Annotated in this window: 2 protein-coding genes; both read right to left on the reverse strand. The window is 48.8% G+C overall.

The genetic code is table 11. The features are described from left to right. The coding region (locus tag B2089_RS00875; protein ID WP_296685384.1) for a GGGtGRT protein at window positions 1-497 on the reverse strand (497 nt) is incomplete at its 3' end. 3 nt (window positions 498-500) lie between these two features. Next, window positions 501-974 (reverse strand): hypothetical protein (locus tag B2089_RS00880; RefSeq protein WP_296685387.1); only part of this gene is annotated, 474 nt, incomplete at its 5' end.

Below are 974 nucleotides of genomic sequence, written 5' to 3' on the forward strand. Positions count from 1 at the left end.
TTTCCAAGACCGTTAAGGATAACGCGGAGCTTATTCTTTCGGACTTTGTTAGCGTTAGCGGCGATTTTGATTGCGCCCTCAGCGGCAGCGAATGACTCGTGACCAGCCAGGAATGCGAAGCACTGTGTCTCCTCAGAAAGAAGACGAGCGCCCAGGTTTCCGTGTCCGAGACCGACTTTGCGGTCATCAGCTACAGAACCTGGCAAACAGAAAGCCTGCAAGCCCTTACCGATGTTAGCGGCAGCAGTTGAACCAGTTTTGTCGCCAGTTTTTTCTGCTTCTTTGATAGCGATTGCAGAACCGAGAACATAAGCCCATTTTGCGTCCTCGAAACAAATCTGCTGTGTAGACTGACAGATTTCGTAAGGATCGAAACCACGAGCCTTGCAGAGTTCACGGGCTTCGTTAAGACCAGCCTCGCCCTCTTTGAATCCATATTCTTTAAGCGCCTTATTCACCTGAGGAATGCGGCCTTCGTAATCTTCAAATAATGCCATTTTTTACTCCTTTCTCGGGTCAATAAACTTAACTACGCCCTGATCTTCTGTGACACGACCATAGTGTGTGCGTGCGCCTTCAATAGCCTCGGCAGCAGGTTTTCCGGCTTTGAGAGCGTCCATGAGCTTACCGAAGTTGATACACTTGTAACCGACAATCTGGTTGTCTTTATCCAAAGCAATCTGCTCGACATAGCCTTCTGTCATTTCAAGGTAGCGTGGACCTGTCTTTCGGGTTGCGAACATTGTTCCCACCTGAGAGCGAAGGTTTTTGCCCAAGTCTTCGAGAGAAGCGCCGACTTTAAGACCGTCTTTTGAATAAGCCGACTGAGTGCGTCCGTAAACAATCTGCATGAAAAGCTCGCGCATAGCAGTGTTGATTGCGTCGCAAACGAGGTCAGTATTGAGAGCCTCAAGCAATGTTTTTCCGATGAGGATTTCAGAAGCCATAGCAGCTGAGTGAGTCATACCAGAGCA

Source organism: Treponema sp. UBA3813 (assembly GCA_002368605.1).
Lineage (GTDB): Bacteria > Spirochaetota > Spirochaetia > Treponematales > Treponemataceae > Treponema_D.